General features: G+C 74.9%; 8 protein-coding genes. 3 read left to right on the top strand and 5 right to left on the bottom strand.

Annotated features, from left to right (window positions below; genetic code table 11):
• Positions 1-395: 395 nt before the first annotated feature.
• Positions 396-1778 (top strand): tetratricopeptide repeat protein, encoded by a 1383-nt coding sequence (locus BJP40_RS09255; protein WP_071279966.1) that lies wholly within the window; start codon positions 396-398, stop codon positions 1776-1778.
• 79 nt (positions 1779-1857) lie between these two features.
• On the opposite strand, the gene hppD is transcribed toward BJP40_RS09255, so the two are convergent.
• The gene (gene hppD, locus BJP40_RS09260; RefSeq protein WP_071279967.1) at positions 1858-3003 is read right to left on the bottom strand and encodes a 4-hydroxyphenylpyruvate dioxygenase; all 1146 of its coding nucleotides are present in this window, start codon (positions 3001-3003) and stop codon (positions 1858-1860) included.
• 121 nt (positions 3004-3124) lie between these two features.
• Between hppD and BJP40_RS09265 the strand changes: the two genes are divergently transcribed.
• Positions 3125-3598, top strand: a complete 474-nt coding sequence (locus BJP40_RS09265; protein ID WP_071279968.1) for an Lrp/AsnC family transcriptional regulator — start codon at positions 3125-3127, stop codon at positions 3596-3598.
• A gap of 293 nt (positions 3599-3891) precedes the next feature.
• Here BJP40_RS09265 and BJP40_RS09270 read toward each other — a convergent pair whose 3' ends face one another.
• The gene (locus BJP40_RS09270; RefSeq protein ID WP_071279969.1) at positions 3892-4572 is read right to left on the bottom strand and encodes an NAD(P)-dependent oxidoreductase; all 681 of its coding nucleotides are present in this window, start codon (positions 4570-4572) and stop codon (positions 3892-3894) included.
• Positions 4569-5273, bottom strand: a complete 705-nt coding sequence (locus BJP40_RS09275; protein WP_071279970.1) for a DUF4386 domain-containing protein — start codon at positions 5271-5273, stop codon at positions 4569-4571. The genes BJP40_RS09270 and BJP40_RS09275 overlap by 4 nt, the downstream gene beginning before the upstream one ends.
• An 86-nt stretch (positions 5274-5359) precedes the next feature.
• On the opposite strand from BJP40_RS09275, the gene BJP40_RS09280 reads away from it, so the two are divergent.
• Positions 5360-6013: a TetR/AcrR family transcriptional regulator gene (locus tag BJP40_RS09280; RefSeq protein WP_071279971.1), complete on the top strand. Its 654-nt coding sequence runs from the start codon at positions 5360-5362 to the stop codon at positions 6011-6013.
• A 342-nt stretch (positions 6014-6355) separates the two neighbouring features.
• On the opposite strand, the gene BJP40_RS09285 is transcribed toward BJP40_RS09280, so the two are convergent.
• Positions 6356-7141, bottom strand: coding sequence for a S16 family serine protease (locus BJP40_RS09285; RefSeq protein ID WP_071279972.1), 786 nt, complete (start codon positions 7139-7141; stop codon positions 6356-6358).
• A gap of 307 nt (positions 7142-7448) precedes the next feature.
• Positions 7449-8090, bottom strand: coding sequence for an IclR family transcriptional regulator (locus BJP40_RS09290; RefSeq protein WP_071271757.1), 642 nt, complete (start codon positions 8088-8090; stop codon positions 7449-7451).
• Between the last annotated feature and the right edge of the window lie 244 nt (positions 8091-8334).

Genomic DNA, 8334 nt, shown 5'->3' on the forward strand with positions numbered 1-8334 from the left:
GCGGGCACGCAGCAAACGACGAGGAACGGGCAGCAGACGCCCCTACGGACAAGGGCGGGCACCCAGCGGCGGGCGGGTGGGCTGCTCCGGACGGGCCGGACGTCCCCGACGCACCGCAGGCACCCCGCGCTCCCCGGGCGTCAGGCGAACCGCAGGCACCCGACGGGGCCCCGGCACTGAGCGATCCCCGGGTGCCAGGCCGCCCGCAGGCGTCGGACCAACACCAGGCGCCCGGCCCACCGCAGGCGTCGGGCGGGCCGCCGGCGCCCGGCGGGCCACACGGGCGGCCCACGGGCGCCCCTCGGCGCCCGAGCGGTGAACACCCCGCGCCACACCGGAGGTTCAGCCGGAGGCACGGTGCCGAGCAGGGCCGCGGGGGCGGGCGGACCGCCCGGGTGGTGCTGGCCGCCGGGGCGGGTGCGGTGCTCGCGGGCGCGGCTGCGCTGCTCCTGCTGGGGGACGGGGCCGACCTGTTCGGCGGCGGGCGCGCCGGCGTCCCCGCAGGGCATCCGGCGGCGCCCGGGGCCGCGGCGCGCGCGGCCTCGGCGGTGACCACGGGGGCGCAGGCGGCGCCCTCGGAGCTGACCGCGCTGATCAAGGACCGGGAGGCGTGGGTGCGGGACCACCCGGGCGACGAGGCGTCCTGGGCGGTGCTGGGCGCGGCGTACGCGGAGAGCGGGAGGAGAGCGGCCGACCCGGCGGCCTACCCCAAGGCGGAGCGGGCACTGCGGCGCTCTCTGGACGCGTACCCGGCGGCGCAGGGCAACGTGGAAGCGGTGCTCGGCATGGGCGCGCTGGCGCAGGCGCGGGGCGACTTCGGTGCGGCCCGGCGGTGGGGCGGCAAGGCCGTGAAGCTGCGCCCGAAGCACTGGCGGGGCCAGGCGCTGCTGGTGGACGCGTACCGGGGGCTGGGCGACCAGGCGGCGGCCGGCAAGGCCCTGGAACGGCTCCGGAAGCTGCACACCGGCGCGGCCGCCATGACCCGTACGGCCCAGGTGTACCGGGACAAGGGCTGGCGGGAAGACGCCTCGGCGGTGGCGTACGACGCGGTGGCGAAGGCCGCCACTCCGACGGAGCGCGCCGCGTGCCTGTCGCGGCTCGGGGACCTGGCGTGGGAGCGGGGCGAGCCCTCGGAGGCGCTGGCGCAGTACGCGGCCGCGCTGCGGCTGAGCCCCCGTCACGCCCCGGCGCTGGCGGGCCGGGCGCGGGTGCTCGCGGCGCTGGGGCGGACCGGAGAGGCGGCAAGGGACTGGGCGGCGGCGCTGGCGGCGCGGCCGGATCCGGCGTACGCGCTGGAGGCCGGCGAGCTGGCCGAGTCGCTGGGTCTGGAGGAGGCGGCGCGGGAGCGCTACGACCTGCTGCTCGACCGGTCGGTGGAGGGGATGACGCACGGGGCGGACCACGCGCTGACGCTGGCGCGGTACGAGGCCGACCACGGCGCCCCGGAGACGGCGGTGCGCTGGCTGCGGGCGGAATGGCGGCGCGGCCACCGCTCCGCGGACGTGGCGGACGCGCTGGGCTGGGCGCTGCTGCGGGCGGGCAGGGCGCAGGAGGCGCTGCCGTACGTCCGCCGAGCGACGGAGCAGGGTCGGCGCAGCGCGCTCTTCTCGTACCACCGGGGCGCGGTCGAGCGGGAGCTGGGCCTGGAGGGCGAGGCGAGGCGTCACCTGGCGGAGGCGCTGCGCACGAATCCGCACTTCTCGCCGCTGCACGCCCCGGCGGCGCGGCGGGCCCTGGAGGCGCTGGGCGAGCCGTCGACGGAGCCGCCGCTGCGCTAGCCGCCTCCTGCTGGGGCCGGGAACGGCTGCGGCCCCGCGGGTCAGGGTTCCGCGGGGCCGCAGGGCGGTGAGGGGGTGCTCAGAGGTTGCCCCGCTTCTCCTGCTCGCGCTCGATGGCCTCGAACAGGGCCTTGAAGTTGCCCTTGCCGAAGCCCATCGAGCCGTGCCGCTCGATGATCTCGAAGAAGACGGTCGGGCGGTCCTGGACCGGCTTGGTGAAGATCTGCAGGAGGTAGCCGTCCTCGTCGCGGTCGGCGAGGATCTTCAGCTCGCGCAGCGTCTCGACGGGGACGCGGGTGTCGCCCACCCACTCGCCGAGCGTGTCGTAGTACGCGTCGGGGGTGTCGAGGAACTGGACGCCGTGCTCGCGCATGTAGCGGACGGTGGCGACGATGTCGTTGGTGGCGAGGGCGACGTGCTGGACGCCCGCGCCGCCGTAGAACTCCAGGTACTCGTCGATCTGCGACTTCTTCTTCGCGATCGCCGGCTCGTTGATCGGGAACTTGACCTTGAGGGTGCCGTCCGCGACGACCTTCGACATGAGGGCGGAGTACTCGGTGGCGATGTCGTCGCCCACGAACTCCTTCATGTTGGTGAAGCCCATGACCTTGTTGTAGAAGCCCACCCACTCGTTCATGCGGCCGAGCTCGACGTTGCCGACGCAGTGGTCGACCGCCTGGAAGGTGCGCTTGGCCGGCGGCTCGACGAGGGGGGCGGCGGCGGCGTACCCGGGCAGGTACGGGCCGTCGTACTCCTTGCGCTCCACGAGGGTGTGGCGGGTCTTGCCGTACGTGGCGATCGCGGCGAGAACGACGGTGCCGTGCTCGTCCTTGACCTCGTACGGCTCGGTGATGCCGGTGGCGCCCTGCTCGACGGCGTACGCGTACGCCTTGCGGGCGTCGGGGACCTCGATGGCCAGGTCGACGACGCCGTCGCCGTGCTCGGCGACGTGCTCCGCGAGGAAGCGGCCCCAGTCGCTGGTGGCCTTGATGACGGAGGTGAACACGAACCGGGCGGAGCCGTTGGTGAGCACGTAGCTGGCCGTCTCGCGGCTGCCGTTCTCCGGTCCGGAGTACGCGACGAGCTTCATGCCGAAGGCCGTCGAGTAGTAGTGCGCGGCCTGCTTGGCGTTGCCGACGGCGAAGACCACCGCGTCCATGCCCTTCACCGGGAAGGGGTCGGCCTGCCGAGCGGTGTCAGGGGTGTGATTCATGGTCTCAGTCATGTCGGCAGCGTCCCGCCGTTCCACAAGATGCGCAATAGTTTGTGTATCCACTGGTCAATCTGCACAGCGGAGCGCCACTATGGCCGGGCGATCTGTACACGATGACCATCGGGAGGGCGCCTTGTCGATCGATCATCTGGACGGCCGTCTCATCGCCCTGCTCGCCCGTGAGCCGCGGATCGGGGTGCTGGAGGCGTCGCGGCGCCTCGGCGTCGCCCGCGGCACGGTGCAGGCCCGGCTGGACCGCCTCCAGGCGAGCGGCGTGATCCGCGGCTTCGGCCCCGACGTGGACCCGGCGGCCCTCGGCTACCCGGTGACGGCCTTCGCCACCCTGGAGATCCGGCAGGGCCAGGGCGCGGACGTGCGGGAGCACCTGGCGGGTGTGCCGGAGGTGCTGGAACTGCACACGACGACCGGCAGCGGCGACATGCTGTGCCGCCTGGTGGCCCGCTCGAACGCGGACCTCCAGCGGGTCATCGACCGGGTGGTCGGCATCGACGGCATCGTCCGCGCGTCGACGGCGATCGTGATGGAGAACCCGGTACGGCTGCGCATCATCCCGCTGGTGGAGCAGGCGGCGGGCGAGGGCGGCTGAGCCCTCGGGGGCGCGGGCGCACCTGTTCCGAACGGCCTTGGGCACGGCGCCGGTCCGACGCTCGCGGACCGCGCGGACCGTGCCCGACGTGTCCGGCACGCGGCACGTGGGCGGCGGGCGGGGGCCGCCGGGCCCTGCGGGGGCGGAGCCCGCTTCCGCCGGGGCCGGTCCGTACGGCCCGCCCGGTGCCCGACGCGGGCGGCCCGCACCGTGCCGCGCGGTCCGCCCGCGTGGGCGTACCGCGCGCCGGGCCGTACCGCATGAACCGCCCGTGTGCCGGGCGCCGGGGCGCGTCAGCCCGCGGCGGCGAGGGCGGAAGGCGTCCGGCAGCCCACGATCGCGGGTGCCTCGCGGACCAGGCCGTCGTCGGTGAGCGCCTCGACCATGAAGAGCGCGTAGTCGATCCGGCGGGTGAGGTTGCTCGCCAGCGCGGGGTCGCCGACGTGGCGGCGCCAGACGGGCAGGCCCTGGCTCTCACCCTCCTCCAGGTCGCTGCCCCGTACGACGGTCCACCGGGTGTCGCTGGCGAACACCCTCCGGCACGCCTCGACCTGGTCGCCCACGTCGATCAGCCGGAAGAGCCGGCCGAGGAAGCCGACCACGGCGGCGAGCGCCCGGAACCTCCGGCTGTAGACGTCCTTCCCGTCCCGGGTGATGTGCCAGCCGCACGAGAAGACCAGCCGCGCGCCCTTCGGGGCGAAGTCGAGCACGGCCTGCGCCGTGCCCGTCGCGTACTGCCGGACGCCCCACGGCACCAGCACGGTGAGGACACCGTCGCAGTCCTGCACCGCCCGCCGGACCACGTCGCGGTCGTCCGTCTGGCCCGGCACCAGGGTGATGCGGCCGGCGAACGCGTCGAGCTTGGGCACGCTGCGCTCGCGGCACACTCCGACGACCTCGTACCCGCGGTCGAGGGCGTGCCGGACCATGTACCGGCCGAGCTTGCCCGACGCTCCGATGATGCAGACCTTCATACCGTCTCCTTCGGGTGGGGGCGTCCGGTGGTGACGCCCTTGATCAGCAGCCACGCCGTCAGGCCCAGCTCACCGAGGGCCGCGGGCATCAGCAGGGCCGTGCTCGCCGCTCCGCCGTGGCCCGCCACGAGCAGGCCGAGCAGACTGTCCACCACGTACGCGACGCCGCCCGCGGTGACCAGTGCGCCCAGCGCCCGCGGCACGTAGCGCGAGCGGTACAGCAGGACGCCGACGCACAGCAGGTGCACGCCGAAGACCACGAGGCCGAACAGGAACGCCGTGTCGAAGGAGGCGAGCTCCGCCATCGCGCGGGCCCCGCTCCCGGCGGCCCCGACGCCCGTAGAGGCGGGATCGCCGCGCAGGGCGTAGGCGTGGAACACGCCGGTCACGGCGACCCCGAGCAGCGCCGCGAAGAGCAGCCGGAACGCCATCGCCAGGAGCGCGAGCAGGCCGTCGACATCCCGCAGGAGCAGGTAGAGCGGCACGGACACCGCGGCGTCGGCCGCCAGCAGCACGGTCCAGCCCAGGAGGACGGCCGTGAACAGGCCGCGCCCGCTCCGCACGTTCTCGGCGGTGGCCGCGGCGTCCCCGGCCACGACGAAGCCGTCGAGCGCCGTCGTCGCGAACATCCCGCACACGACGATCACGAGGAACAGCAGCCCGGTGAGCCGGGCGAGCCGCTGCGGTGATCTCCGGTTCATGGTGGGCCCCCTTTCGTTGCCTTACAACGTAAGGCTAGCTTACGGAGTAAGGTTGTCAACCGGCTGAGCTCGGAGGGAGAAGGACGATGGCCAGGAACGCCGCACCGCGGGTGCCACTGGACCGGGAGCGGGTGCTGCGCGCGGCCGTCGAGATCGCCGACGAGGGCGGCGTCGGGTCGCTGACGATGCGCAGGATCGCCGAACGCCTGGGCGTCGAGGCGATGTCGCTCTACCACCACGTGGCCAACAAGAGCGACATCCTCGACGGCATGGTCGACACCGTGTTCGGCGAGATCGACCTGCCGGCCCCGGACGAGGAGTGGCGGCAGGCCATGCGCCGCCGGGCGGTCTCCGCCCGCGACGCGCTCACCCGGCACCCGTGGGCCGTCGGCCTGATGGACTCCCGGGCCACCCCGGGGCCGGAGACGCTGCGCCACCACGACGCCGTCATCGGGTGCCTGCGCGGGGCAGGGTTCTCCCTGGCGCTCACGGCGCACGCCGTCTCCGTGATCGACAGCTACCTCTACGGCTTCGTCCTGCAGGAACGGGCCCTGCCGTTCCGTACCGAGCAGGAGCTCGCGGCGGTCGCGGACACGATCATGGAGCGGATGCCCGACGACGCGCACCCGCACCTGACGGAGATGATGAGCGGGCACGCCCTCCGGCCGGACTACCGGTACGCCGACGAGTTCGCGTTCGGCCTCGACCTGATCCTGGACGGCCTCGCCCGCCTCGCCTGACGGCGGGCCACCCGTCACCCCGCCACGGTCGGCGGTCGGCGGTCGGCGGTCGGCGGTCGGCGAGCCTCGGGCGGTACGTCCTACGGCGGCGTGCGGTACACGCGGCGGCGTCCGTGCCGGGCGGTCCGCGGTACGCGCGGCGGCGTCCGTGCCGCGGCGACGCGGGTCCCACAGCGGTGCGCCGCGCCCGGAAACCCCAGCCGGTGGTCGGGACGGGGCACCCGGCGGCCCGGCAGCAGCGTACGCCCGCCGCGGTGAGGGGCCGGCGTTCAGGAGCCGGCGGTCACGGGTCCAGGGGTCCGGCGTGGGGTCAGGGGACCGGGGTCAGGGGGTCGCCGGGCGTCAGCAGGACGGTACCTTCCCGCCGTCGTCCAGGGCCCGGAGGGACGACACCGCGTCCGTGAGCGTGGTGACCGGGATCAGCCGCAGGCCCGCGGGCAGCTCCGACTCCGCGTCCCCGCACTCCGCCTTCGGCACGAGGAAGACCGTGGCCCCGTCGCGGGCGGCGGCCTGCGTCTTGAGGGACACCCCGCCCACCGCGCCGACCCTGCCGTCCGGGCTGATCGTGCCCGTGCCGGCGACGACGCGGCCGCCCGTCAGGTCCCCGGCCTCCAGCTTGTCGACGACGCCCAGCGAGAACAGCAGGCCCGCGCTGGGCCCGCCCACATCGGCCAGGTGGAGGCGCACGTCGACCTCGTCCGGGTCCTCACCGACGTAGTCCAGGGCGGCGAGGACGGCACTGTCCTGGGACTGCTTCATCTGGCCGAGGTTGCGCTTCTCGATCTCCGCGTCGGACTTGCCCGCCGGGTAGACGGAGTCGCGCGGCAGGACCGCCCGGTCCGTGCGGAACCACCCCTCCACCACGTCGGCGAGGCCGATGTCGGCGCTCGGCGAGGTCGCCAGGATGGTGGTCATCAGCAGCTCACCGCTCGCCTTGTGGACCGGCGCCCCGGAGATGGTGATGATCTGGCGGCCCTTGTCCACCCCGAGGACGTTCGCGGTGGTGCCGGGTTGCGCCAGGGTGAAGGGCAGCGGCGCGAAGGCGGCCACGGCGAACAGCGCGAGGATCGGCACCGCGCACACGGCCAGGGCCCGGGGGAGGGAGAGACGGGAGAGGCGGGAGAACACGAAAGACCAAGTATCCGCACGACCGGCACCGGGGTCCCACCGCACCGACCGCCGCACGCTCGGGGCCCGCCCCGAATCCGGCGGACCGACGCCCCGCCGGGTGCTCCCGGTCCCGGCGGCCGGTCCGCGAGCGGCGAGCGGCCCGACCGCCCCTGACCGCCGTGCGGCAGGGGACCGCGTCCACCTCGTGCAGCGCCGGCCGCGAGCAGGCACCGTGCCCCCGGCCCTCCGCCCGACCGCCGGGAACCACCCCAGCAGCTCCCGCGGCTCCGCGGCCGGCCGACCGGGGCTCCGCGCCGGTGCGCCCTCAGCGCAGGGCGTCCGCCACCTCGCGGGCCGCGTCCACGACGCGGGGGCCGACGCGCTCCGGCACGGCGTCGCTCAGCATGACCACGCCCACGCTGCCCTCTATGCCGGTCACTCCCAGGAGCGGCGCCGCGGCGCCGCTCGCGCCGGCTTCCAGCTCGCCGTGCGTGAGGGTGTAGCCGGGCTCCCGCAGACCGCCCTGCCGGGCACCCAGGATGGCCCGCCCCGCCGCGCCCCGGTCGAGCGGATGGCGGAAGCCCGCGCGGTACGCCACGTGGTAGTCCGTCCACGTCGGCTCCACGACCGCGACCGCGAGGGCCTCCGCGCCGTCGACGAGGGTGAGGTGCGCGGTGGCGCCGATGTCCTCCGCGAGGGAGCGGAGCGCCGGCATCGCGGCCTCGCGCACCAGCGGGTGCACCTGGCGGCCCAGCCGCAGCACGCCGAGACCGACGCGGGCCCGGCCGCCGAGGTCGCGGCGCACGAGGGCGTGCTGCTCCAGCGTGGCGAGCAGGCGGTAGACGACGGTGCGGTTGACGCCGAGCCGCTGGGACAGCTCGGTCACGGTCAGTCCGTGGTCGGTGTCGGCGAGCAGCTTGAGGACGCGCAGTCCCCTGTCGAGCGTCTGGGAGGTCTCCGCGGTCACGACGCCCCTCCTTCGGAGTGAGTGACGGCGGACACTCCCGGGGGCTGTGGCGACACCTGTCCCGTCAGGGTCGTCGCTCCGAGAGGCCGCCGGCAGGCCTTGGCACACCGGCTGCGCTCCGCGGCGACGCTGCCACGGGGCGTGCATGTGCCGGGGACAGTAGCGACAACACTCCGCTCAGCGGAAGACCTCGTCCAGAATCCGGGCGCGGATGAGGACTTGATCCGGATTTGCGGGCCCGGCA

Origin of the sequence: Streptomyces sp. CC53, assembly GCF_001865245.1 — a bacterium.
Taxonomy (GTDB): Bacteria; Actinomycetota; Actinomycetes; order Streptomycetales; family Streptomycetaceae; genus Streptomyces.

Bases quoted from the DNA above. Each gene is read 5' to 3' on its own strand.
- hppD (WP_071279967.1), bottom strand. From the start codon at position 3,003: ATGACTGAGACCATGAATCACACCCCTGACACCGCTCGGCAGGCCGAC.
- BJP40_RS09280 (WP_071279971.1), top strand. From the start codon at position 5,360: ATGGCCAGGAACGCCGCACCGCGGGTGCCACTGGACCGGGAGCGGGTG.
- BJP40_RS09275 (WP_071279970.1), bottom strand. From the start codon at position 5,273: ATGAACCGGAGATCACCGCAGCGGCTCGCCCGGCTCACCGGGCTGCTG.
- BJP40_RS09270 (WP_071279969.1), bottom strand. From the start codon at position 4,572: ATGAAGGTCTGCATCATCGGAGCGTCGGGCAAGCTCGGCCGGTACATG.